This window comes from Bacteroides sp. L10-4 (genome assembly GCF_013373675.1).
Lineage (GTDB): Bacteria > Bacteroidota > Bacteroidia > Bacteroidales > Bacteroidaceae > Bacteroides > Bacteroides muris.
Window position 1 is genome coordinate 66,425 of sequence record NZ_JABXJH010000009.1, and the last position, 24,522, is coordinate 90,946.

Consider the following 24,522-nt stretch of genomic DNA (forward strand, 5'->3'; position numbering starts at 1 on the left):
ATTGAGGACATGGCGATATTGCCATATAATCATTTAATATTATATATCATGAAAAAGGTTATACCTTCAAAAGGAGGAAAAATAAAAACCTCCCATTGCTCTTCGAAGATAGGAAGAATGACAAAAAAAATAGATGAGTTCTCTCAACTATTAAAGTCTATTCAAAAATGTGGAAGCACCTTATATCTACTTTTTAAAAGTTTGTTTAAGGTAATTCCAGTTATTTCAAAAATATACAGTTTTTTGAAAACCGTTTTTGATATTCTATCGGCTCTCTAATTTCTTTTATACATTTTAGTAGGATGATTACAACCGAAAAGCATTTGCTATATATACTAAAAGTTTCTCGTCAACAATTGGATTCCATTATAGAGAATATAGATAAATATTACTCTACATGGGAAAAGCCTAAATTAAATAAAGACACCAATGAACCTTTATATAATTCTGATGGAACAATAAAAAAACGCACAATTAACTCCACTAATAAAGATTTGAAAGTTATACAAAAAAGATTGTATAACTATTTACTTTCAAAAACAACTCTTCCTAATTATTTTTTTGGAGGTATTCCTAAGAAGGATAATATTCTTAACGCTAAATATCATCAAGGTAATAAATATGTATTTACTACAGACTTGAAATCATTTTTTCCTTCCATTAATCATAAAATGGTGTTTTATATGTTTTTAAAATTAGGATGCACCCCTGAAATTGCAAGAACTTTAACTAAACTTACTACACATAATTATCAAGTTCCACAAGGTGTTCCAACATCAACATTAATAGCTAATTTGGTATTCAAGCCTGTTGGCGATAGAATACAGGCATTAGCAAAAGAGAATAATATTAAATTTTCAATATTTGTTGATGATATAACAATGTCTTCTTCTATAGATTTCCATAAAAAAATCCCTGAAATATTATCTATTATAACTACTTCAGGATATAAAATTAGTCATTCTAAAACTTTTTATAAAACAAAAAATCCAATAGTTACTGGTGTAATATGTCAAAACAATAAACTTAAAATACCACAATCATATAATAAAAGAATAAAGCGAATCAAGGCGGACGTTCAAAACAATGAACAAGCATTCTTAAAGATAAAAGGACTAACTATGTATCGTCAAAGAATAAAGCAAGCATAATTCTTTTTCTATTTAAAATTCTTCTCCACATTCACCATATCACGCATAATGGAGCTATCTAAAACCTTTGCATAATGCTGTGTCATTCTTATATTGGAATGTCCCAAAATCTTAGATACATTTTCCATTGATACATCATTGGCAAGGAAAACGATGGTAGCCGCAGTATGGCGTGCCACATGTGTAGTTAAGCGTTTGGTAATGCCGCATAAATCAGCGATTTCCTTTAGATAGGCATTCATGCGCTGATTACTGATTACAGGCAAAAGTACTCCTTTTTTTATGCACTCTGCATTATCTTCATATTTTCTCAATATCCTTTGAGGAATAGATAAGACGGGAACATTACACATCTGATTAGTTTTCTGTCGTGCCTTGCGTATCCACAAAGCACCGTTATTGTCTTTTATCAGGTGTTCACGGCTTAATTGCTGCACATCCACGAAAGCGAGCGCGGTAAAACAACAAAAAACAAAAACATCTCTTACCTGCTCCAATCGTTTGATAGTAAATTCTTTGTTCATCAGAATATCCAGTTCTTCACGTGAAAGAAACTCTACATTTACTTCATCCTGCTTGAAGTGGATGCCGTAAAACGGGTCTTTCTTTATCCAATCGTTAGCTAAAGCAATGCGGATAACCTTTTTCAAGTTCTTCAAATGTTTCAATGCGGAGTTATTTTGGCAATGCTTGTCCGTTTTCAGCCAAAAATCAAAGTCACGGATAAACTGTCCATCCAGTTCTGCCAACATTATATCATCACGGTGGTAATTACTGCGAATATATTCTTTCAGGCGGTTTATGGAAGTATCAAACTTGGTAACTGTGCTTTCCGTATATTCTTTGCCAATCAGGGCACGACATTTTTCGTTATGCTCTGCATACACTTCCAGCAAGCTGCGCTGTACCTTATCCCGTCCGTAGAAACAATCCTTTATTATATCGGCTGTTATCGATTTGTTGTCTATTTCCAGTTTACGGTGTATCTGCAATACTTTGGCACGAACCGTATTGATATAGTGGTTTAGTTCGGTGGCTACACGGTCTTTTCCTTTGGAACATTCCTTTTTCTGATTCCACAAGTCTACAGGAATACTCCGTTTAATCATAACTTCGGCTACTCGTCTGTTTACGGTGATGCGCATACAAACAGGAGCTTCACCGTTTTTCAGAAGTTTTGATTTCTTAATGATGAACAATACGCTTAGTGTGTTTCTTTTCACTGCTCCCATAATTCTTTGATTTTTAAGTGGTACAAAATTAATTTGTTACGCTCAAAAACCAGCTACGCAAAACACTGACAATCAAAGACAAATGCGTCAATTCGTGGGAGCAAAATCGACTTTCAAAAAGTCCCACGAATAAGCCACGTGAGAACTACTTTAAACCGCTATTCTTTGCCAATGTGAGGAAAAAGAAAAAGCTCTGAAATCCTTGAATTTCAGAGCTTTGCTTTAATTTGCTATTTGCTTTCGCGGTGCGTACGGGACTCGAACCCGTGACCCCATGCGTGACAGGCATGTATTCTAACCAACTGAACTAACGCACCATTATTTCATTTCTTAGTTGCTATCTCTCTCGATTGCGGTTGCAAAGGTAGACATTTTTTTTATATCTGCAATAGCTTGAAAGAAAAAAAAACATCTTTTTTTCAACACAACTTGATTATAAGAGATTTATGTTACCTTTGCAAAACCAAATTAATATTGAAATCATGAGAAATACTCCTATTGAACGTAAGTTGATAGATGAAACTATCGCAGATTTTCATATCACAGACTTTGCCAAAGCAACCATCCGTGAAGTAAAAGCCATTGCCGCCAATGCCGAAACAGCATCAGGTGTGGAATTCATAAAAATGGAAATGGGTGTACCCGGACTCCCCCCCTCTGCCGTGGGCGTAAAGGCCGAAGTGGAAGCTTTGCAGAATGGCATCGCCAGCCTCTATCCGGATATAAACGGACTTCCCGCCTTGAAGCAGGAAGCATCACGTTTTATCAAAGCCTTTATCAATGCAGATGTGGCCCCCGAAGGTTGCGTACCAGTTACCGGCTCCATGCAAGGAACTTTTGCTTCATTCCTCACGTGCAGCCAGTGCGATGAGAAAAAGGATACCATTCTCTTCATCGACCCCGGTTTCCCGGTACAGAAGCAGCAGTTGGTCGTAATGGGACAGAAATATGAAACCTTTGACGTATACGACTACCGTGGCAGCAAGCTGAAAGCGAAACTGGAAAGTTACCTCAGCAAGGGTAATATCTCTGCCATCGTCTATTCCAACCCTAACAATCCCAGCTGGATTTGCCTGAAAGAAGAAGAGTTGCGCATCATTGGCGAACTGGCAACCCAATATGACGTCATTGTTCTGGAAGACCTCGCCTACTTTGCCATGGACTTCCGCCAAGACCTGAGCAAACCGTTTCAAGCGCCTTACCAACCTTCCGTGGCACACTATACAGACAATTACGTGCTGCTCATTTCCGGTTCCAAAGCGTTCAGCTATGCCGGCCAACGCATCGGTGTAAGCTGCATATCAGACAAACTGTATGACCGCGTCTATCCCGGGCTGACACAACGCTACGGAGGCGGAACCTTCGGCACAGTATTCATCCACCGCGTACTCTATGCACTCTCCTCCGGCACCAGCCACTCTGCGCAGTATGCTCTTGCCGCCATGCTTAAAGCAGCCAATGAAGGTCAATACAACTTCCTTGATGAAGTGAAAGTGTACGGCGAACGTGCTCACCGCCTGAAGGAAATCTTCTTGCGCCACGGTTTCCATTTGGTATACGACAATGATTTGGGTGATTCCGTTGCCGACGGTTTCTACTTCACCATCGGCTATCCGGGTATGAGTAGCGGAGAACTTGCACGGGAATTGATGTACTACGGCGTAAGCGCCATTTCGCTGGTAACTACCGGAAGCCATCAAGAAGGATTGCGTGCCTGCACTTCCTTTATCCAAGACCATCAGTACGACCAACTGGACGAACGTATGGCAATTTTTGCCGAAAATCACCCCGTCCAATAAAAGACAGTCCTATATGCCCCTATCAATTGATGCCGGTATCCCACCACAATCGGGTGCCGGCATTGCCATCTCTACCCAGCGCCTCTACCACAGCGGCATACCGTTCGACATTCTCCGTCTTCAGTCTGCCAGAAAAGTTCAGATGGCGAACGAATGTCCCGGACGCTGCATACGCTCTATAAATTCCTCCAAGCAATCCGTCCTATAGAAAACAGCCCTAAAATTAACGTATAAATAGTGTAGTATATTTCATTGTATTAAATTGCCCATTATCTGCAAGCTTAAGTATTCTCTCCGAATAAAAAGGCCATGAAGTCCGAGAAAAGAAACTTTTAAAATGAAAAACAGCTAAGTTTTTTTGTTTATTGTGGAATATTATGTATATTAGTGGCATGTATAGCAATATAAATCTATTCAAGATAGAAACAAACCATGTGGTTCCTGCCCGGGGAAAGGTCTTGATTTCCGAACCCTTTTTGTGTGACCATATGTTTGGACGGTCTGTCATTCTGCTGGTGGATCATACACATGACGGCACAATGGGGCTGGTTCTGAACAAACCTCTCCCTCTATTCTTGAATGATGTGCTGAAGGACTTCAACTGCCCGGAAAACATACCTATCTATAAAGGAGGACCGCTCAGTACAGATACGTTGTTCTATCTGCACACTCTCAAAGGCATTACCGGAGCATTATCCATCGGTAAAGGCTTCTACCTGAACGGTGACTTTGAATACATCAAAAACTACATCATGCAGGGAAATCCCGTTAAAGGCAAAATCAGATTCTTCTTGGGATACTCCGGCTGGGAGTACGAACAGCTGGGCCGGGAAATTGAAGAAAACACCTGGCTGGTAGGCAAAGAAAACATCAGTTCGCTAATGGACGAGGCGGCCAGCGGTACACTCTGGAAGAAAGCACTGTGCAAGCTTGGAGCAAAATATGAAATATGGTCGCGCTTCCCCCAGATTCCCGCACTCAATTAGCGCTGCGGAGAAGCTGCAACAGTACGACATCCTTATAACGCCCTCCTACGCGCCACCACTCCTTCAAAAGCCCGCAACGCACAAAACCGCAGGATTCAAAAAGGCGGATACTTGCCTCATTATCCAACGAAATATGAACTATCAGCTGTCTCAGATACAAGAAACCGAAAACATAGTCGCACAGCAAGCACAACGCTTCCTTGGCATAACCATTGCCCTGATACTCCTTCCGTATGGCAATGCCCACCTCTCCACGGGCATGCATGGGAGAAAACTCTGTAATGTCAATAGTACCTATCACCGCATCATCCTCTACACGTACAATCATCATACGCAGTTGGCGGTCGGCAAACATATCGCACTCGGAATTCTCTATATATTGTTTCAATACAAATCTGGAATAAGGCACGGTAAAGTTCGTCACATCCCAAGTCCGGGAATCATTCTCCATGGAATACATCACTTCCAGGTCTTCCGGCTCCATAGCACGAAGACGCACCCTTTCACTGCAGAAATAAGATTTATTCATATTTTTCAGTCCGTTATAGTTATTCTTTATTGATATGCAGTTCCTTACGCAATCGTTCCTCACCCGGCAGGCAGAACAGAGAAGCCGTCAGTCCTATCAGTGCGCACAGTATACCCGTACTGCTCAACACTATATAATAGGTGAAAAAGCCCGCAAGCACCGGTATAGCAAGCAATGCCAGCCTCACGCCACTCCACATTGCATAGAACCGGAGGGCTTCGGGAAGTGTCACTACATCTATTTTCCGAATCAATACCCAAGAAAAAAGTTTCAGAGACACGGGTACGCAAGAGGCAGCCAGCAGAATGGTTATCGTCTCGGCCATATAAGTGGCACGTACATCTCCGGCATACATACCTACCCATCCGCCTCCGGCTTCTCCAAACAGTACGAGCAAGATGGGGAGTATCCAGAAACAGGCAAAAGCAATTCGAACACGCGCCGCGGTCTTCTTTATTTGTTCTTCCATTCAGTTAATTGATAGTAGATAATGAATAATTGATAATACCCCAACACAATCAGGCTGTTCCCGAAAATGGGGTGCGGTTCACGATACTGCGTCCCAGAGTCACTTCATCCGTATACTCCAGTTCGTCTCCGATGGAAATGCCACGAGCTATGACTGAGAGCTTCACCCCCAACTTTTCCAGCTTACGGTAGATATAAAAGTTTGTCGTGTCTCCCTCCATCGTAGTGCTCAGCGCAAGAATTACCTCATTGATACCACCAGCGGCCACCCGCTGCACAAGGCTTTCTATCTGCAAGTCTCCGGGACCAATGCCATCCATCGGCGAGATAACGCCACCCAGCACGTGATACAGGCCACGGAACTGTTGTGTAGCTTCCACAGCCATCACATCACGGATATTCTCCACCACACAAACCACCGAAGCGTCTCGTTGCGGACTGGAACAGATGCGGCACGTCTCCGTATCTGATATGTTATGGCATACCTTGCAATATTTCACTTCATGCTTCAGCGTCACAATGGCATTGCCGAACGCTTCCACTACTGCCGTATCCTGACGGAGCAGATGAAGAACCAGCCTCATAGCCGTCTTACGTCCCACTCCGGGCAACTTGGCAAACTCATTTACTGCCTTCTCCAATAATGTCGAGGGAAACTGTCCATTCATACTTAAAATTTTCCTATTGGCCACAAAGATAGTGCAAACTTATGAAATTAGTGCTACCTTTGCCACACGTAAAACCCCAAAAAGGCAACAAAATGAATATTACAAACGCTGAATTCGTCATCAGTAACACAGACGTGCAGAAATGCCCCGCAGGTACATTTCCCGAATATGCTTTCATCGGGCGCTCCAACGTAGGAAAATCCAGTCTCATCAATATGCTGACCGGAAGGAAAGGACTTGCCATGACCTCTGCCACACCGGGAAAGACCATGCTCATCAACCATTTCCTCATCAACAAGAGCTGGTACATTGTAGACCTTCCGGGGTATGGCTACGCTAAACGGGGACAGAAAGGGCAGGAACAAATCAAGCGCATTATTGAAAGTTACATACTGCAACGCGAACAGATGACCTGTCTGTTTGTTCTTATAGATAGCAGGCTGGCTCCCCAAGCCATCGACCTCGAGTTTACGGAATGGTTGGGCGAAAACGCTGTACCTTTTGCCATCGTCTTCACAAAGGCCGACAAACTGAAAGGCGGCAGACTGAACACCAACATCAACGAATACCTAAAACAATTGAAGGAACAATGGGAAGAGCTACCCCCCTACTTCATCACCTCTTCCGAGAACCGCATGGGACGGAAAGAGCTGCTGGACTATATCGAAAGTATCAACAAAAGCCTAAATAGCAAATAATAGAAACAAGTAAAATGAAAAGATTAGTTTTTTGGCAGCTTTTTGTTGCCGCACTGTTGCTGACTAGCAATAGTCACGCACAATCCATCAAGGATTTGTTCAACAAAGAAAATATAGAGAAGGCGGTAAATGTTGTAACCGGCAAGTCAACAGCGAATATGACCGGCACTTGGTCGTACACCGGCTCTGCCATTGAATTTGAATCGGACAACCTGTTGCAGAAAGCCGGCGGTACCGTTGCCGCCACAGCCGCAGAAAAGAAACTGGACGAACAACTTGCAAAAGCAGGTATCAAAGCCGGACAAATGTCATTCACATTCAGTGCCAAAGTAGGACAAAAGAGTATGAAGGGAAGCTACTCCTACAATGCATCCACCCAAAAGGTCAACTTGAAATTCGCCAAGCTGATAGGTATGAATGCCAAGGTCAACGCTACCTCCAAAACTATGGACTTGCTGTTCGAATCAGACAAACTATTAAAACTGATAACCTTCCTCTCCAGCAAAAGCAGCAACTCCACCCTGAAGAGTATCGGATCGCTGGCCAACAGCTACGACGGAATGATGCTCGGATTGTCATTACAGAAACAGTAACAACAACTTCGGACTCGTTCCAGTTCTATACAATGAAAAAATCCCGCAAGCACTGAATAATGCTTGCGGGATTTTCTATCTGAAAAAGAGCGGAAAACGAGACTCGAACTCGCGACCCTAACCTTGGCAAGGTTATGCTCTACCAACTGAGCTATTTCCGCATTGGATGACTCTCCTTTTTTGAGGAGTAAAGTGCCCAGAACAGGACTCGAACCTGCATGCCTCTCGACACACGCACCTGAAACGTGCGCGTCTACCAATTCCGCCACCTGGGCATAAGCCATCTTCAATACATCTGAAGAGCGGAAAACGAGACTCGAACTCGCGACCCTAACCTTGGCAAGGTTATGCTCTACCAACTGAGCTATTTCCGCAATGTATAAAAGCGTGAAGAGAAGGAGACTCGAACTCCCACGACATAATTGCCACTACCCCCTCAAAGTAGCGCGTCTACCAATTCCGCCACCTCTCCAACTTACTTTCAACAATTCAAAGAACCGACCGCCTTACCTTGGTGCCCAGAACAGGACTCGAACCTGCATGCCTCTCGGCACACGCACCTGAAACGTGCGCGTCTACCAATTCCGCCACCTGGGCATAGGTAATTGCAATCTAAACTGTCTTGAGCGGAAAACGAGACTCGAACTCGCGACCCTAACCTTGGCAAGGTTATGCTCTACCAACTGAGCTATTTCCGCGATTGCGGATGCAAAGGTAGATATTTTCCTTAAACCTGCAAACATTCCGCAGACTTTTTTTCATTCAAAAAATGCACATTTTGTTACGTATACAATTATACTTTTGATTATCAACTCATTCGCCCACGATAATCTTCGTAAGAAAATTGCTTGAAAACTTCTGATTTCCCTTCTTTTGTCCACATTGCAATGGCCGGATGGTGAATTCCATTGAACATATTCGTCTTTACAGTGGTGTAATGTATCATGTCTTCAAAGACGATTCTCTCCCCTATCTGCAGTTCATGGTCAAAACTCCACAGTCCCATATAGTCGCCGCTCAAGCAGGAGTTTCCTCCAAGGCGATAGACGTAAGGGCCCGCATCGCCCATTTCCGCTCCACGCACCGCAGGCTGGTAGGGCATCTCCAAGCAATCAGGCATATGGCACGTAAAGCTAACATTGAGGATGGCGGTACGAATGCCGCGGTTTTCCACGATATCCACTATTTCCGAGCTCAGCACACCGGTCTGCCAGGTGAAAGCAGAACCTGGTTCAAGAATGATTTGAAGATGCGGATAGCGTTCCTTAAAACCCTTCAATAGGCGGACAAGATGCTCTACATCATAATCCTTGCGCGTCATCAAATGGCCCCCTCCCAAATTCAACCACTTAATCTGTGAGAACCAGCGGGAGAATTTTCCTTCCAAATGCTCCAATGTACGTTCCAGCTCGTAGGAAGAAGACTCGCAGTGACAATGACAGTGAAAACCTTCAATACCGGCCGGAAGTTTTTCGGGAAGCTGGTCGGTCATCACACCAAAACGGGTACCAGGCGCACAAGGATTATACAGTTCCGTCTCCACCTCCGAATATTCGGGATTGATGCGGATACCGCAGGAAATGCCGCTTCCTTCCGCCGTCACCGCCGGATAAAAGCGATGGAACTGCGAAAGCGAATTGAAAGTGACATGACTGCTGCACCGCATTATCTCCGGAAATTCGGCCTCGGTATAAGCCGGCGAGTACGTATGCGCCTTGCTTCCGAACTCCTCCAATGCCAGACGGGCTTCGTAGACGGAACTTGCCGTAGAGTGATTTATATACTCCCTGAAAATAGGAAAGGAACGCCACATGGCAAATGATTTGAAAGCGAGGATTATCTCCACACCTGCACGGTCAGCCACACTTTTTATCAGTGCGAGGTTCTTCCTCAGCAATCCTTCTTCCATAATATAGCAGGGAGAAGGGAAAAGGGTAAAATCTTTATCAGTCATTCTTCTATTTATATTTTCTATCATTCACAAAGCCATTCGAACAAACGAAGGGTCTGAAAAGCCCTGCCTGAGGACTTAGCAAAACAGATACCGCTCCTTTTAGGACGCTTCTTTTTATAATGGAATTTACGCGAATCAGTAGTTGAAACGAAACCATCGGTTCGCATTACTCCACTACCCAATAACCTTGAAACGCGCGAAGCGCAGTAAAAGTTGCTTGTCCCCCGCATTCTTGAAGCGGATGGTAGCCTTGGCATTGTCTCCCTCGCCTTCCAGCTTCAGGACTTCGCCCAGACCGAAACGTTCGTGCTCAATAAGTTGTCCTCGCTGTACACGGTTGGCCGACCCACTGGCAGAAGGCGATGTATTTGCCATATTTGCAGAAGACGCCACCCGTTTCAGGTTACGTGGAACGGTCGGTGCAATAATCTGCTGCTTCGGCCGTACAGATACACGCTCTCTTCCGCCATACGGGACATCTTCCCTATCAGGCGCAAAGCCTCTGGCGTTCTCCCTGCGGAAAACGGCGGCTTCATCCTCTACCCTGCGGAACATTCCCACATCCTGAGGTAGGCGCAGGAAACGCATATCTATATCCTTCAGGAAACGGCTGGGAGTGCCGAACTCCATCTTGCCATACCGGAAACGTGTCTTTGCATACGATAGGAAACAGTGTTCTTCGGCACGTGTGATGGCTACATAGAACAGCCTCCGTTCTTCCTCCAACGCCCGGGGAGAGTCACCCGCCATGCCACTGGGGAAAAGGTTCTCCTCCATCCCCACTACAAACACATTCCTGAACTCCAATCCCTTGGCCGAATGTACAGTCATCAGCGTTATCTTCTCATCGTCGCCATCCTTATCCGAATCCTGGTCGGTAAGAAGAGAAACTTCCGAAAGGAAATCGCCCAACAACACACTCGGGTTTCCCTCCTCCTGCCGTTGGGCACAAAAATCATTCATACCGTTCACCAACTCCTCTATATTCTCCTTACGGCTCAGATTCTCGGGAGAGTTGTCCTGACACACATCATTGATGATGCCCGATTGGCGAATAATGTCGGCACCAATCTCGCAGGCATTCTTTTCCGCAGCATCTGTGATAAAGGCAGATATAAGTTCACGAAATGCCTGCAACTTTCCCATCGTACCTTTATTGAAGTTCAAGCCATATGTCAACGGTTCACAAAGCACAGTCCACAAACTGACATTGTGACCGGTGGCGGCAGCAATGATTTTTCCCACTGTCGTATCTCCTATACCCCGTGCAGGATAGTTGATAATACGCTTGAAAGCCTCTTCATCATTGGGATTCACTATCAGACGGAAGTAAGCGATGACATCTTTGATTTCCTTACGCTGATAGAACGACAAGCCTCCATAAATACGGTAAGGCATACTGCGTTTGCGCATGGCTTCCTCAAAGATACGGCTCTGCGCATTGGTACGGTAGAGTATCGCAAAATCAGAGTAGGCATAGTGCTTTTCATGCCGTAGCTCAGCTATCTTATTCACCACAATATCCCCTTCCTCCACATCGCTATATGCCTGGTACACACCGATGGCTTCTCCTTTCTCCTTTTCTGAAAACACTTCCTTACGTATCTGCCACTGGTTCTTTTCTATCAGGCTGTTGGCCGCGCGAACAATGGTCTGGGTAGAACGGTAGTTCTGCTCCAGCTTGAAGACCTTCGTATCGGGATATACTTTCGTAAAATAGAGAATATTGTCAATATCGGCACCACGGAAGGAGTAGATACTCTGTGCATCATCCCCCACCACACAGACATGTTGATGGTTCTTGGCAAGTTGCAGCACGATACTGTGCTGTGCAAAATTGGTATCTTGATACTCATCTACCAAAATGTAGCGGAACTGGTCCTGATAACGCGCCAACACCTCGGGGTAGTCCCGGAACAGCAGGAATGTGTAGAACAGCAAATCGTCGAAGTCCATTGCATCTGCCTGCCGGCAACGCTCCCAATATCTCTGGTAGATGTCGCGAAGCGCCGGAACCTTTGCTGCGCGGTCTCCCTCGTAAGCCTCCTTGTTATTGGCATAGCCTGCAGGAGAAACCAGATGATTCTTGGCGTTCGAAATACGAGCCTGCACCATCCCCGGCTTGTACACTTTCTCATCCAGCCCCATTTCCTTGATAATGGAACGTATCAGGCTTTTGCTATCCGCCGTATCATAAATGGTAAACTGCGAAGTGAAGCCGATATGCCCGGCCTCGACATGCAGAATGCGCAGGAACAAGGAGTGAAAGGTTCCCATCCACAAATGGCGTGCCCTCTCCGGCCCCACCTGACGGGCTATACGCTCCTTCATTTCGCGCGCCGCCTTGTTGGTAAAGGTCAATGCCAGAATGTTCCAAGGCTGGTAGCCATTCTCCAGCAGATAAGCAATCTTATAGGTCAGCACACGCGTCTTTCCTGAACCGGCACCGGCTATCACCAATGACGGACCATCGTTGTACAGCACCGCGTTCCGCTGTCCCTCGTTCAGTTCCTCTATATAATCGGGCATATCCGTATAATCTTAAAATGATAATATTTTTTCTTCCTTTGTTTTTACGGAGGCAAAGATAAAAAAAGCTTCGGAGACGTACGAACATTTCCACAGGTTATAGTGTTTATATAGCAAAGTTCCAAAATTTAATAATTGAAACTTATGAATACAATATTAACGATTTTAATGACAACAGTTATGACTTACGAAATGCCAAAACTTCCCTATGCCAACAATGCACTGGAACCCGTAATCAGTCAGCAAACCATAGATTACCACTATGGCAAGCATCTGCAAACCTACGTGAACAACCTCAACAATCTCGTTCCGGGAACAGAATTCGAAGGCAAGGATCTATTGACCATTGTCGCCACAGCACCGGACGGTGCCATCTTCAACAATGCAGGACAGGTGTTGAACCACACACTATACTTCTTGCAGTTTGCCCCGAAGCCTGCCCACAGCGAGCCTACCGGTAAACTGGCAGAAGCCATCAAACGCGACTTCGGCAGCTTTGAGAATTTCAAGAAGGAATTCAACGCAGCAGCTGTCGGATTGTTCGGCTCCGGATGGGCTTGGTTGTCTGCCGACAAAAACGGCAAACTCCACATCACCAAAGAAGCCAATGGTAGTAACCCAGTACGTGCCGGTCTTGTTCCGCTACTCGGATTCGATGTATGGGAACATTCATACTATCTTGACTACCAGAACCGCCGTGCCGACCACATAAACGAGTTATGGGGCATCATTGATTGGGATGCGTTAGGCAAAAGATTCAAATAAACCGACAAGGTCTCATAAAGCCATGTGAAGGGCGCCTTCTTGAATTATAAAAACTCAAGAAGGCGTTTTCTTGTTTAAAGCAGTCATCTAACATATTTTAAAGAAATTCTTTGGCTTCTACCATAAGTATTCATTAACTTTGCTAAACTTAAAAGTTTAACAATAAAAATGAAACTCATCGTAGTAACAGCACCCACATTTTTTGTGGAAGAAGACAAGATTATCACGGCACTATTCGAAGAGGGGCTGGATATTCTACATCTGAGGAAGCCAGAAACTCCCGCCATGTATTCAGAACGGCTTTTAACACTGATACCTAAAAAATATCATAAGCGCATCATTACTCATGAGCACTTCTACCTGCAGGAAGAGTTCAGCCTGATGGGAATTCATCTAAACACCCGCAACCCCAAAGAACCTCACGACTATTCAGGCCACATCAGTTGTACCTGCCATTCACTGGACGAAGTGCAAAACAAGAAGCATTTCTATGACTATCTGTTCTTAAGCCCGATATATAATTGTATCACAAAGTCCGGAGTCACATCCGGCTTCACTGCCGAGGAATTGCGGCAAGCAGGGAAAAGTAAGATTATAGACAGTAAAGTCATGGCCTTGGGAGGCATTACTCCCGACAACATACTGGAGATTAAGAATTACGGATTCGGTGGTGCTGTTGTAATGGGTGACTTATGGAATAAATTCAATGCCTGCACCGACCGCGACTATCTGGAAGTAATCCACCACTTCAAAAAATTGAAGAAAATGGCCGATTGAGCCTTAGACTGGCAAATCAAAATTTACCGTACTCTTTGTATTCAATACCAGCAGGCAACGTGATATACCTTCCCCATAGTGTCCCACAATAGATTTGGTGATGGAAAGCCCCACCCCCGCACCTTAAATATCGTAGTTCATATTCACGAACCACATACTCTTTTTCAGATGTGTGACATGTATATACACCGGATAGAATCCATCTTTACGCTGCTTCTGCACACAAGTTCTAAATGTAGCCATATATTTTGATTTACAGTTTATCAAACTTCTAAACTTCTTTCTAAACCGAACATTGCAAAATTACAAAATATTTCTAAACCTTCCAAAGCAAAACCCTGTATAAAGTGCTTAGAATGCAGATAAAACAAATATGGGTTTACAGCACATCCTCAGCGCTATAAACCCATACAAAACATTATTTATCAATACATTACATTATCAAATATCAGCCTTCGATGGCAGCCTGAGCCGCAGCCAGACGTGCAATGGGCACACGGAACGGAGAACAGCTGACATAATTCAAACCGACCTTGTGGCAGAACTTCACAGAAGAAGGCTCACCACCATGTTCGCCGCAGATACCGCACTTCAAATCCGGACGGATAGCACGTCCCTTTTCAGTAGCCATACGCACCAACTGTCCTACACCATTCTGGTCGAGTACCTGGAACGGGTCTACTTTCAGAATCTTCTTCTCCAGATAAATCGGGAGGAAGGAAGCGATATCGTCGCGTGAATAACCAAATGTCATCTGAGTCAAGTCGTTCGTACCGAATGAGAAGAACTCGGCAGAGGAAGCTATGCGGTCGGCAGTCAAGGCGGCACGCGGAATCTCAATCATTGTACCTACTTTGAAGTCGATGCTGTCACCCACTTCTTCAAACAACTGGGCAGCCTCAGCACGAATCACTTCTTCCTGCTGCTTGAACTCATACAAGATGCCGGTCAGAGGAACCATGATTTCAGGATGGGGTTCGGCGCCTTCCTTCTTCAATTCCAAAGCAGCACCCAAGATGGCACGCGTCTGCATCTGTGTAATTTCAGGATATGTATTTCCCAAACGGCAACCACGATGACCCAACATCGGATTATGCTCACAAAGCGCCTCAACACGTTGCTGGATATACTGGAGGCTTACACCCATCGTATCTGCCATTTCCTGCTGTCCCTTCAGGTCATGAGGAACAAACTCATGCAAAGGAGGGTCGAGCAGACGTACAGTCACCGGACAACCAGCCATTGCCTTGAAGATACCCTTGAAGTCAGCTTGCTGGTAAGGTAGAATCTTAGCCAAAGCCTTGCGACGTCCTTCGGCGTTTTCTGCCAGAATCATCTCGCGCATGGCTTTAATCTTCTCGCCTTCGAAGAACATGTGCTCCGTACGGCAAAGGCCGATACCCACCGCACCAAAATTGCGTGCCACTTCTGCATCGTGAGGAGTATCCGCATTGGTACGAACCTGCAGCTTCGTATATTTGTCTGCCAAATCCATCAGTTCCGCAAAGTCACCGGACAGCTCAGCCGCTTTTGTCTCCACCTTGTCTTTATATACTTCACCAGTGCTTCCGTTCAAGGAGATATAGTCACCTTCTTTCAACAGTACACCATCCACTTCCACTGTACGCGCCTTGTAGTCTATGTTCAAGGCACCGGCACCGGACACACAGCACTTACCCATACCACGAGCAACCACTGCCGCATGCGAAGTCATACCGCCGCGGGCAGTCAGGATACCTTCGGCAACTGCCATACCTGCCAAATCTTCCGGAGAAGTCTCGATACGTACCATCACCACACGCTTGCCGGCAGCATGCCATTCGGCAGCATCATCGGCAAAGAATACGATTTGTCCCGTAGCGGCACCCGGAGAAGCGGGAAGACCACGGGTCAATACCTTGGCTTGCTTCAGAGCTGTCTTGTCAAATACCGGGTGGAGCAGTTCGTCCAACTTATTGGGCTCACAACGCATCAATGCAGTCTTTTCGTCAATCATACCTTGATGGAGCAAGTCCATGGCAATCTTCACCATAGCGGCTCCGGTACGCTTACCGTTACGGGTCTGGAGGAACCAGAGTTTACCCTCTTGTACAGTGAACTCCATATCCTGCATATCACGGTAGTGATTTTCGAGCTTCGTCTGCAAAGCATCCAGTTCCTTATAAATTTCCGGCATAGCCTCCTCCATGGAAGGATATTTGCTGACACGTTCTTCTTCGCTTACACCAGCCAATTCAGCCCAACGTTGAGAACCGATTTTTGTAATCTGTTGCGGAGTACGGATACCGGCAACCACGTCTTCACCTTGTGCATTAATCAAATACTCGCCATTGAAAAGATCTTCACCGGTAGCAGCATCGCGGCTGAAGCAAACACCCGTAGCAGAGCTCTCGCCCATATTACCGAACACCATCGCCTGAACGCTTACGGCAGTACCCCATTCGTCAGGAATTCCCTCCATCTTACGATACAAAATGGCACGTTCGTTCATCCAGGAATTGAATACGGCACAAACGGCACCCCACAACTGCTCGTAGGCACAAGTCGGGAAGTCTTTTCCGGTCTGTTCTTTTACGGCAGCCTTGAACTTCTTCACGAGTTCCTTAAGGTCTTCCACCTCAAGCTCGTTGTCCAGCTTCACGCCTTTGGCATGTTTCACCTCTTCTATAATAGCTTCGAACGGGTCTACGTCTTCCTTGTTCACCGGCTTCATACCCAGCACCACATCGCCATACATCTGCACGAAACGACGGTAAGAGTCCCATGCAAAACGTGCGTTGCCTGTCTTGCGTGTCAAGCCTTCCACCACTTCGTCATTCAAGCCAAGATTCAGGATAGTGTCCATCATGCCCGGCATAGAAGCGCGTGCACCCGAACGTACGGAAACCAGCAACGGATTCTCCACATCACCGAATTTGGAACGCATCAGCGTCTCCACATGGGCAATGGCTTGTTCAACTTCATTCTTCAACAGAGCAACGACTTTCTCCTGCCCCATTTCATAATATTCCGTACAAACTTCTGTCGTTATTGTAAAGCCCGGAGGAACCGGAACCCCTATAAGGTTCATTTCTGCAAGGTTGGCACCTTTTCCACCCAAAAGGTTTCTCATATCGGCCTTTCCTTCTGCCTGGCCATTACCAAAGGTATAAACTCTTTTTTTGTCCATAATATAAATTTAAAGTTTTTGATAGTGATTTTCTCTTTTCTGTTCGCAAATCTAAGTATATTTCGCAGACTAGAAAACTTTTTCAGAAAAAACTTTATGCTAAAATGCAATTTCGACATTGCAATCTTTAATATTTCATTTCATAGAGAGAAATCCCGAAAAAAATGCCTATTTTTGCCGAAGAATTTATTAGACTGGTGTAAAAGTGGCAAGAAAAAGAAAAGAACTTCCCCTATTGGAGAAGGTGACAATTACGGATGTGGCTGCCGAAGGAAAAGCCATCGCAAAAGTCAATGATTTGGTGGTTTTCGTACCATATGTCGTCCCCGGCGACGTAGTTGACCTGCAAATTAAGAGAAAAAAGCATCATTATGCTGAAGCCGAAGCAGTGAAATTCCATGAATATTCGGCAGTACGGGCAACTCCATTCTGCCAACATTATGGTGTATGCGGCGGTTGTAAATGGCAGGTTCTCCCCTATTCCGAGCAAATCAAGTATAAGCAAAAACAAGTAACGGACAACCTCACCCGCATCGGCAAAATAGAATTGCCGGAAATTTCTCCGATACTAGGTTCAGAAAAAACTCAGTTCTACCGGAATAAGCTGGAGTACACTTTTTCCAACAAACGTTGGCTGACGACGGAAGAGGTTCAGCAGAATGTAGTGTACGAACAGATGAATGCCGTAGGCTTCCATATTCCCAATGCTTTCGACAAAGTGCTTGCCATAGAGAAGTGCTGGTTGCAGGATGATATATCCAACCGCATCCGCAATGCAGTACGCGACTATGCCTACCGGCACAACTATTCTTTCATCAACCTGCGTACGCATGAAGGAATGCTACGCAATATGATTGTGCGTACCTCTACCACCGGCGAACTGATGGTAATCCTCATCTGCAAGATAGAGAAAGAGGAGGAAATGGCTCTGTTCAAGCAAATGCTGCAATACATAGCAGATACATTCCCTGAAATCACTTCCCTGCTATACATTATTAATAATAAGTGTAACGATACCATTACCGACCTTGAGGTACACACCTTCAAGGGGAAAGACCACATCTTCGAGGAAATGGAGGGACTGCGCTTCAAGGTAGGCCCCAAATCTTTCTATCAGACCAACTCCGAGCAAGCCTACAACCTCTACAAGGTAGCGCGCAACTTTGCCGGACTGACCGGTAACGAGCTTGTTTATGACCTTTATACCGGTACGGGCACCATTGCCAATTTCGTATCCAAGCAAGCACGCCAGGTAATCGGCATAGAGTATGTGCCCGAAGCCATTGAAGACGCCAAGGTCAATGCCGAGATTAACGGAATTGAAAACACATTGTTCTTTGCCGGAGACATGAAAGACATGCTGACACAAGACTTCATCAACCAATACGGCCGTCCCGATGTCATCATCACCGACCCTCCCCGTGCCGGAATGCACCAGGATGTAGTGGATGTCATTCTGTTTGCAGAGCCCAAACGCATCGTATATGTCAGCTGTAATCCGGCTACGCAGGCGCGCGATTTGCAACTGCTCGATGCGAAATATAAAGTAAAGGCCGTTCAACCGGTAGACATGTTTCCGCATACCCACCACGTGGAGAATGTAGTACTTCTCGAACTGAGAACCAATCAATAATCATCAACCGTTTAATTACTAAAAACGTGGCAAAAGAAAAAATCACAGCAAGAGCCCGCACGCAATATACGGACTACATGGTGAAGGAACCGATGGAACTCATGGAGTTTCTGGCAGCAAAAATGCCGGATGCCAGCCGCACCAAGCTGAAATCATTGCTAAGCAAACGCATCATATATGTAGACAGCGTTATCACTACACAATACAATTTCCCCCTGAAACCGGGTATGAAAGTACAAATCAGCCGCGAAAAGGGACGAAAGGAGTTCAACCATAAACTGATGAAGATTGTATACGAGGATGCCTACATTATCGTGATAGAAAAAATGCAGGGACTGCTGTCCGTCAATACCGACAGACAAAAAGAACGTACAGCCTATACCATCTTGAATGAATACGTACAACGCTCGGGCAGGCAGCACCGCGTATATATTGTGCATCGCCTGGACCGTGACACCTCCGGCTTGATGATGTTTGCCAAAGACGAGAAGACCCAACGTACACTACGCGATAACTGGCATGACATTGTAACAGACCGGCGATACGTAGCCGTAGTGGTCGGCGAGATGGAAAAAGATGCAGGAACCGTGGTTTCTTGGTTGACGGACCGTAAGCTGTATGTATACTCCAGCCCGACAGATGATGGAGGGCAAGAGTCCATTACACACTACCGTACCATCAAGCGCGCCAATGGATATTCCCTCGTTGAGTTGAATCTGGAGACCGGACGCAAGAATCAGATACGTGTACACATGCAGGATTTGGGGCATCCCATCATCGGTGACGGACGCTATGGACTGGAAGACGTAAATCCTATCGGACGCTTGGCCCTGCATGCTTTCAAGCTTTGTTTCTATCATCCCGTTACGGGAGAGCTGATGCGGTTTGAAACACCTTATCCGGGAGAGTTCAAGAAGCTGGTCTTGAAGAACAAGTAAAAAGCTAAAACACAAAAAAGGGATGTGCCAAAACACCAAAAATATGAAAATCACCCCTGTCACAGATATCTGTGACAGGGGTGATTTTGTTAAAAAGAGGGTTTTGACACATCCCTCTTTTATTGACGTGCTTGCTTAAATATGTCATTGCCGACGCATACGGAAAGGCTGTCCATTAATATCATCTTGATATTCCCTCCAGCTATTATACCAAGTATCACTGAAAGAATAAGAATCAGCCATGGCCCCTTCAATATAGGCCATGCTACCATCATCATAAAATTCCAACTCCATTAGATTGTAGGCCCCGCTGACCCAATTCCATCTGAAGAGCAAATAATTCGGATCACCGTATGAACCGATAGTACCCTGGTTGCGTGCATTAAAGGTCATAACCGTTCCTCTGCCCCAAGTATATGCCCCGAAGTCTATTTCTTCAGAAGTATACCATTCACCGGGCAGATTATATTCTGTTTCATCCTCATTATCACATGATGTCAATCCTAATACAAGGACAAACAACAACAGCATTTTTACATATTTCAACATACTATTCATATATCATACTTTATTTATAATTAGCATCTATCATCATTACAACTACTCCATCCAGCTTACCGGATAAATAATGCTCACGCACCCACACATTATCAAAATACTTGATTTCACCTGCACCGTAATTCAGCGCCAGCCCCTCCATAGACTTGTCCATCCATTTCCAGGTAAAAGTACGTGAAACCGTTTCATAGGGGCGGGACTCCCCTCTACGATAATACTCCCAAATCTCCTGTCCGGAATTATCAACCTTAGCAAACTTTAACTGATGGCTGCATAACACTTCAACTCCATCTTTGTTTTCTGTCTGATATTCTTCTATCCATGTCCTTTCACACAATTTGTCGTCACTATTCTGCATGGTATAATACACATCATCCCCGCAAGACGCCAATCCAATCGTAAATACACATAACAGCAATATCTTCACATAATTCAAAGTCTTCATAAGTTATCGAGTTTAGTTAATATTTGCGGACAAACATACGAAAAAACGCTGGAATAATCAACCGAAATCGGAATAATAGTGCATCCTGCACTGATAATAAACGCATTACGCTGAAAATCTCGGAAATACGGGAAATAGCAATTTAGCAAAGAAACGCAAGGTAATGAAATAGAACGGTTGCCTAATCGTTACCCGAAAAAGAGTAAGATTTTTCTTTTTGTCGTCACATTTCATAGTTCTTCATCATATTGCGTATCAATGTATAACTAGCTAATAAATAATTTTGTAACCAAGAAAAGATTGGATTATGCGAAGTACATTTAAGGTGCTGTTCTACGTGAACGCAAGCAAGGAGAAAAATGGTATTGTTCCCATCATGGGACGAGTGACAATTAACGGCTCAGTAGCCCAATTCAGTTGTAAGCGTACCATTGCAAAAGAGCTTTAGGATGTAAAAGGCAACAGAGCCAAAGGTAAGAGCAAGGAAGCAAGGGAACTTAATCTTGCTTTGGATAACATCAAGGCTCAAATCATCAAACACTATCAACGCCTGTCGGATAGAGAAGCCTATGTAACTGCCGAAATGGTACGCAATGCCTATCAAGGCATCGGAACAGAATATGAAACACTGCTCGGGGCATTTGATAAGGATAATGCCACATTCAAGAAACGTGTAGGTACAGACCGAGTGATAGCAACTTATATGTCAAGAGTACGGGCAAGAAACCATGTTGCAGCATTCATCAAGGCGAATTACAAGCGTAACGATATGTCTATGATTGAGCTGACTCCCGACTTTATCAAGGAGTTTGCGGTATTCCTCGCAACAGACAGAGGTTTGCAGAATGGCAGTATCTGGGCAAATTGTATGTGGCTCAAGGGTGTTGTTATGCGTGCCCACTACAACGGATTGGTGCCGAGAAACCCATTTGCTCAATTTCACATAAGTCCCAATGTTAAGGTGTTATGCACTTTTAAGGAAATCCCCGTTAAAGGTAAACTCTATTCAACGATGTTTAACCAATCGTTTTCAGCCGATGGTGCGGTCTGCTCACTCAAAGAAGATAAAGAGGGAAGATTTGACCTTAAAATCGATGGCGTTTCGCATCACTCTTGGTTCAGATGCAAAAAAGATGAGTTTATGGAAGCATTGGGATTACCTACAAGCAGAAGACAAAATCGAGGGTTGAAACTCTAAAATACTCATCAAGTCGTAATAATTTGCCCATACAAGGCTTATTATTACGACTTTTTTGTAAATTTGCAGTTGGTTAGGGGTAACTCTATCCAAGACATAAGAGAAAAAGAAGAAGCGTTATGCTTATCTTGTACTTGAAAACGTAGGAAATTTTCAAATTAGGATACAAGGATGGCATAGTGGTTCTCACGCTATAGCGTGGGCTGCTATTGTTACATCTGTATCCGAGGTTTCCTACGACCTTCAAGTAAGAGTGTGGCATTGTGGTTCGCGCTTTTTTATTGATGCAAGATTTACATATGGAAGAAAAACAATTTATAAAAGAGATTCTAAAAAAGATTCAAGTTGCAGATCCTATTGCATTCAGTGGTTTTGCATCTGAATATCCTATTTGCTTTCAAGAGAAAAACGAGAACTGGTTGTTTCCCATGATGTTTGAATTTTATACAAATAGAATTCAAAATGAATATATAACCTCTTTACTTGAAGAACTAGGCTTATTTATGCACAATAAATACATGGAATGTGAGATGCATGAAGTAATAATGATTGATAAAAGTTTGTGTATTAATGATTCATATGTAGATAGTTATGTGCGTAAAATTCAAAATGCCCAAAATGATAATCCCCAATTTAAAGATATAATATCTCCGTATCGTACTAAAGGTATATCATTAGCATTATATGAGATTCCAATTATAGCCCTAAACTCTATCATTTTTGAATTTAAAGAAAAAGAACACCCTTATATACTTGCAGACATAGCATGCACATATATTTATGGACAAAAGTTAGAGGACGGTTTAAGCTATCTTTATCGTAGTACAATTATGTTATCACAATTTCCTAATAGATTTTGGAATAGTGACTATGGATTAGCTGGGGCTGCAAATACTTTTAGATTATTACTGCTGATGTGTCCTAAGAACCATATCGAACTATGTCGGAAAATCTACAGATATTATTTTGTGTATTTAACAAAATTAGCTTGTACAACAAAGGATGAGATTTTTCAACAAGAAGCATATGTTAATAGGGCTTCAATAGAATTAAGTACTATCGCTAGGTGGGTAATACCAATGCACATAAACCCTGATTTACTATATATATCAGATATGTATTATGCTCATTACTGTAATGAACTTGCTTCACAAATATCATATGCATCAGGGTGGAAATATAATATGAAATCGTTAACATATTATCAACATGCATCAATTAGACCTAATAACACTGGTGGTTACGCAGAAATAGAGGACAAAACATATGCAGAAATAGTAGCAGAAAAACATGAACAGGCAAAATATATAGCATTTATGTTTTATTCTGCTATCTGTACGGGAGAAGAAACATTGACAGATAATGATATTGAAATCTTATTTAAATTATTACAAAATGAATGCCGCTTCAATTATAAGGAGATTCGAAAAAGAGTGTTAAACTTTAAATCGTATAAATAATATGGATTTTTTTGATTTTTTATTTGGGAAAAAGAAAGAAGTGAAAGTTGAAAAATCAGCTTCTTCGAGTGTGAATGATGGCAAATCTAAGACAGCAAATGCTTCTACTCTGCATTTGGATAACAATTCAATAGACCCTGTAGAACAATATGTAAAAGAAAGTGTGGCTGACCTTAAGAAATATACATCACTTAATACTAAAGACCTTGAAGCTGAAGCAATTTATCTTGCAGCTTTCCTTTACATGAAAGGAACATACCAAATTGACTTTGAATTAGATTATTTTTCAAATGGTCTTTTAAATAAGATTCCATCCAGAAATTACAGTATTGCAGATAAAGTGTTCTCATACATGGTAAAGTATGGAGAAGGATATTATGGAGCAGAAGAACGGGACTATGGTATTAATGGTTATAAGATGAACATCCAAATGTGTTCAGATTATGGTAGTTACATAAAGAATTATTTCATTCGAGCCCATAAAATTAGTTCAGGTAAAGATTATAATCATTTTAGTTCGCCAAGAAATTGCCTATGGAGAAATGGAGAAAAGGCCATAGATAGTCCAACTCACCGAGATATTTATTATAAATTCAACAATGATACTTTTGAGTTTATGATTCCTCCATATAATCCTTTAGTAGTAGGTCGTGTAACACAACAAACTGAATCTACTTTACGCTGTGATTCTAGTGATGGAAGAAGAACCTTTGTATTCCATTATAATGGTGCTAAAAAAGCAAGTTGTTTGGATTATATAGAAATGTATCGTAATGATAAAGGCGATATGGTGTCTTATCATAAAGACTAAAACAGTGAATAGTATTTAGTGACAATTAATTATATAAGTAGCTACTAAAAATTAATGTACATATGTTGGCACGGTTTTTGCATAATACCAAGGTAAGATACAGCTATGAGAATCACAGAAGTAAAACTTACCAAGAAACAACGTGTGGAGTTGGAGTACAT

The 24,522-nt window shown here is 43.5% G+C and carries 21 protein-coding genes, 7 tRNA genes and 1 pseudogene; 13 read left to right on the plus strand and 16 right to left on the minus strand.

The window, feature by feature from the left end; translation table 11 throughout:
• The first annotated feature begins 302 nt into the window (after positions 1-302).
• Positions 303-1,151, plus strand: a complete 849-nt coding sequence (locus HU824_RS04850) for a reverse transcriptase family protein (RefSeq protein ID WP_010992853.1) — start codon at positions 303-305, stop codon at positions 1,149-1,151.
• 8 nt (positions 1,152-1,159) lie between these two features.
• Here the strand turns inward: HU824_RS04850 and HU824_RS04855 are convergent, their stop codons facing one another.
• Both HU824_RS04855 and HU824_RS04860 read right to left on the minus strand, forming a co-directional pair.
• Positions 1,160-2,383 (minus strand): site-specific integrase, encoded by a 1,224-nt coding sequence (locus tag HU824_RS04855; protein WP_176468249.1) that lies wholly within the window; start codon positions 2,381-2,383, stop codon positions 1,160-1,162.
• A gap of 243 nt (positions 2,384-2,626) precedes the next feature.
• Positions 2,627-2,700 (minus strand) — tRNA-Asp (locus tag HU824_RS04860).
• Positions 2,701-2,865: 165 nt separating this feature from the next.
• Between HU824_RS04860 and HU824_RS04865 the strand changes: the two genes are divergently transcribed.
• The 3 genes from HU824_RS04865 to HU824_RS04875 all read left to right on the plus strand — a co-directional run bounded on the left by HU824_RS04865 (position 2,866) and on the right by HU824_RS04875 (position 5,168).
• Entirely contained in the window at positions 2,866-4,182 is a 1,317-nt protein-coding gene (locus tag HU824_RS04865) for a pyridoxal phosphate-dependent aminotransferase (RefSeq protein ID WP_136010362.1), read from the plus strand.
• Between the two features lie 13 nt (positions 4,183-4,195).
• On the plus strand, positions 4,196-4,390 hold the full coding sequence (locus HU824_RS19965; protein ID WP_287132417.1) for a hypothetical protein: 195 nt from the start codon (positions 4,196-4,198) through the stop codon (positions 4,388-4,390).
• A gap of 184 nt (positions 4,391-4,574) precedes the next feature.
• Positions 4,575-5,168 carry a YqgE/AlgH family protein gene (locus HU824_RS04875; protein ID WP_168354321.1) on the plus strand — a complete coding sequence of 198 codons (594 nt, stop codon included), beginning with the start codon at positions 4,575-4,577 and terminating at the stop codon, positions 5,166-5,168.
• Here the strand turns inward: HU824_RS04875 and HU824_RS04880 are convergent.
• The 3 genes from HU824_RS04880 to recR are packed head-to-tail and all read right to left on the minus strand — an operon-like array spanning position 5,161 to position 6,833.
• Complete coding sequence (locus HU824_RS04880; protein ID WP_176468251.1) at positions 5,161-5,697, minus strand: GNAT family N-acetyltransferase; 537 nt, start codon at positions 5,695-5,697, stop codon at positions 5,161-5,163. The genes HU824_RS04875 and HU824_RS04880 overlap by 8 nt on opposite strands.
• Positions 5,698-5,716: 19 nt before the next feature.
• Positions 5,717-6,166: a hypothetical protein gene (locus HU824_RS04885; protein ID WP_176468252.1), complete on the minus strand. Its 450-nt coding sequence runs from the start codon at positions 6,164-6,166 to the stop codon at positions 5,717-5,719.
• 49 nt (positions 6,167-6,215) lie between these two features.
• Positions 6,216-6,833 (minus strand): recombination mediator RecR, encoded by a 618-nt coding sequence (gene recR / locus HU824_RS04890; protein ID WP_035448317.1) that lies wholly within the window; start codon positions 6,831-6,833, stop codon positions 6,216-6,218.
• Between the two features lie 92 nt (positions 6,834-6,925).
• Between recR and yihA the strand changes: the two genes are divergently transcribed.
• The gene (gene yihA, locus HU824_RS04895) at positions 6,926-7,531 is read left to right on the plus strand and encodes a ribosome biogenesis GTP-binding protein YihA/YsxC (RefSeq protein ID WP_217994168.1); all 606 of its coding nucleotides are present in this window, start codon (positions 6,926-6,928) and stop codon (positions 7,529-7,531) included.
• Positions 7,532-7,545: 14 nt separating this feature from the next.
• Positions 7,546-8,124, plus strand: a complete 579-nt coding sequence (locus tag HU824_RS04900) for a DUF4923 family protein (RefSeq protein ID WP_176468253.1) — start codon at positions 7,546-7,548, stop codon at positions 8,122-8,124.
• An 88-nt stretch (positions 8,125-8,212) separates the two neighbouring features.
• Here HU824_RS04900 and HU824_RS04905 read toward each other — a convergent pair.
• The 8 genes from HU824_RS04905 to HU824_RS04940 form a co-directional block, all read right to left on the minus strand.
• Positions 8,213-8,285 (minus strand) — tRNA-Gly (locus HU824_RS04905).
• 32 nt (positions 8,286-8,317) lie between these two features.
• Positions 8,318-8,399, minus strand: a tRNA-Leu gene (locus HU824_RS04910).
• Positions 8,400-8,425: 26 nt separating this feature from the next.
• A tRNA-Gly gene (locus tag HU824_RS04915) sits at positions 8,426-8,498 on the minus strand.
• Between the two features lie 14 nt (positions 8,499-8,512).
• Positions 8,513-8,596 (minus strand) — tRNA-Leu (locus HU824_RS04920).
• 40 nt (positions 8,597-8,636) lie between these two features.
• A tRNA-Leu gene (locus HU824_RS04925) sits at positions 8,637-8,721 on the minus strand.
• 28 nt (positions 8,722-8,749) lie between these two features.
• Positions 8,750-8,822, minus strand: a tRNA-Gly gene (locus HU824_RS04930).
• Between the two features lie 110 nt (positions 8,823-8,932).
• Entirely contained in the window at positions 8,933-10,078 is a 1,146-nt protein-coding gene (gene nspC / locus HU824_RS04935) for a carboxynorspermidine decarboxylase (protein WP_136010500.1), read from the minus strand.
• 174 nt (positions 10,079-10,252) lie between these two features.
• Positions 10,253-12,607 (minus strand): ATP-dependent helicase, encoded by a 2,355-nt coding sequence (locus HU824_RS04940; protein WP_176468254.1) that lies wholly within the window; start codon positions 12,605-12,607, stop codon positions 10,253-10,255.
• A 144-nt stretch (positions 12,608-12,751) separates the two neighbouring features.
• On the opposite strand from HU824_RS04940, the gene HU824_RS04945 reads away from it, so the two are divergent.
• Both HU824_RS04945 and HU824_RS04950 read left to right on the plus strand, forming a co-directional pair.
• Positions 12,752-13,372, plus strand: coding sequence for a superoxide dismutase (locus HU824_RS04945; RefSeq protein ID WP_051146993.1), 621 nt, complete (start codon positions 12,752-12,754; stop codon positions 13,370-13,372).
• A 168-nt stretch (positions 13,373-13,540) separates the two neighbouring features.
• Positions 13,541-14,149, plus strand: coding sequence for a thiamine phosphate synthase (locus HU824_RS04950; RefSeq protein ID WP_016272668.1), 609 nt, complete (start codon positions 13,541-13,543; stop codon positions 14,147-14,149).
• Between the two features lie 448 nt (positions 14,150-14,597).
• On the opposite strand, the gene ppdK is transcribed toward HU824_RS04950, so the two are convergent.
• On the minus strand, positions 14,598-17,318 hold the full coding sequence (gene ppdK, locus HU824_RS04960; RefSeq protein ID WP_176468255.1) for a pyruvate, phosphate dikinase: 2,721 nt from the start codon (positions 17,316-17,318) through the stop codon (positions 14,598-14,600).
• A 205-nt stretch (positions 17,319-17,523) separates the two neighbouring features.
• Here ppdK and rlmD point away from each other — a divergent pair, with 205 nt between their 5' ends.
• Both rlmD and HU824_RS04970 read left to right on the plus strand, forming a co-directional pair.
• Positions 17,524-18,951 carry a 23S rRNA (uracil(1939)-C(5))-methyltransferase RlmD gene (rlmD, locus tag HU824_RS04965; RefSeq protein WP_035457706.1) on the plus strand — a complete coding sequence of 476 codons (1,428 nt, stop codon included), beginning with the start codon at positions 17,524-17,526 and terminating at the stop codon, positions 18,949-18,951.
• 26 nt (positions 18,952-18,977) lie between these two features.
• Positions 18,978-19,889 carry an RluA family pseudouridine synthase gene (locus HU824_RS04970; RefSeq protein ID WP_016272673.1) on the plus strand — a complete coding sequence of 304 codons (912 nt, stop codon included), beginning with the start codon at positions 18,978-18,980 and terminating at the stop codon, positions 19,887-19,889.
• 144 nt (positions 19,890-20,033) lie between these two features.
• Here HU824_RS04970 and HU824_RS04975 read toward each other — a convergent pair whose 3' ends face one another.
• Together HU824_RS04975 and HU824_RS04980 are read right to left on the minus strand one after the other, a co-directional pair.
• Entirely contained in the window at positions 20,034-20,447 is a 414-nt protein-coding gene (locus HU824_RS04975) for a hypothetical protein (protein WP_176468256.1), read from the minus strand.
• Positions 20,448-20,457: 10 nt separating this feature from the next.
• Positions 20,458-20,892 carry a hypothetical protein gene (locus tag HU824_RS04980; protein WP_176468257.1) on the minus strand — a complete coding sequence of 145 codons (435 nt, stop codon included), beginning with the start codon at positions 20,890-20,892 and terminating at the stop codon, positions 20,458-20,460.
• A gap of 304 nt (positions 20,893-21,196) precedes the next feature.
• Here HU824_RS04980 and HU824_RS04985 point away from each other — a divergent pair.
• From HU824_RS04985 to HU824_RS04995, 3 genes and pseudogenes are all read left to right on the plus strand, one after another.
• A pseudogene (locus tag HU824_RS04985) lies at positions 21,197-21,853 on the plus strand (phage integrase SAM-like domain-containing protein); the annotation flags it as partial.
• Between the two features lie 536 nt (positions 21,854-22,389).
• A complete protein-coding gene (locus tag HU824_RS04990; RefSeq protein WP_035457780.1) occupies positions 22,390-23,550 on the plus strand; it encodes a hypothetical protein in 1,161 nt (386 codons plus the stop codon).
• A gap of 1 nt (position 23,551) precedes the next feature.
• Positions 23,552-24,361, plus strand: coding sequence for a hypothetical protein (locus HU824_RS04995; RefSeq protein ID WP_016272681.1), 810 nt, complete (start codon positions 23,552-23,554; stop codon positions 24,359-24,361).
• Positions 24,362-24,522 lie beyond the last annotated feature (161 nt).